The organism is Kytococcus sp. HMSC28H12, from assembly GCF_001816045.1.
GTDB classification, from domain to species: Bacteria; Actinomycetota; Actinomycetes; order Actinomycetales; family Dermatophilaceae; genus Kytococcus; species Kytococcus schroeteri.
The window spans coordinates 1-837 of record NZ_KV824605.1 but is presented as its reverse complement, the minus strand read 5'-3'; the positions used below and the strand labels follow the sequence as shown (position 1 = coordinate 837).

Here is an 837-nt window from a genome sequence, read left to right as displayed (position 1 = left end):
GCCGCCGACTGCGCGCGCTGCTGGCCGCCGCCCACGTGGTGCGCACCGAGGGGTCCCTGCACGACGTGGTGCTCCTCCACGACCCGGAGCTGCTGCTCACCGTGCCCTTCTCCGGGGTGGCCGACCGCGTGGTCTGGGACGTCCACGAGGACCCGGCGGCCGCACTGCCCACGCGCTCCTACCTGCCCGGGCCCACCGGCACCTGGGCCGCGGCGGCCGTCCGCGCCGTGGAGCGCCTGGCCGAACGTCGCCTCACCCTGCTGCTCGCCGAGCACGCCTACGCAGGACGTTTCACGGGAAACCACACGGTGGTGCCCAACACCGTCCCCTGCCCGGCCGAGGAGCCCCCCGCCCCGGGCACCGACCGCGTGGTCTACCTGGGCAACGTGACGCGCCTGCGCGGCAGCGACGAGCTCGTGGCCCTGGGCCGTGCCCTCCACGAGGCCACCGGCGGCACCTGCACGCTCCACGTCATCGGGCCCGCCACGGGCGAGTGCGCCGCGGACCTGGCCGCCGCCCACGAGCGTGGCCACCTGGTGCACCACGGCTTCGTGCCCAACGCCGAGGCCGCCCGCCTGCTCGACGGCGCCCTGGCCGGCGTGAGCCTGCTGGGCGACCTGCCCAACTTCCGCCACTCCATGCCCACCAAGGTGCTGGAGTACATGGCCCACGGCCTGCCCGTGGTCACCACGCCGCTGCCGCTGGCCGTGACCGAGGTGGAGGCCGCGGACTGCGGCGTGGTGGTGCCCTTCGGCCCGCAGGGCGTCGAGGAGGCCCTGGCGTCCCTCCTCGCCTGGCGCGAGGACGCCGCTGTCCGCACCGCGATGGGGGCCCGGG

At 76.3% G+C, this 837-nt stretch carries 1 protein-coding gene; it reads left to right on the top strand.

All coding sequences use genetic code 11. From position 1 onward, the window contains the following. A partial coding sequence (locus HMPREF3099_RS12505) for a glycosyltransferase (protein ID WP_070705733.1) occupies window positions 1–837 on the top strand: 837 nt, incomplete at both ends.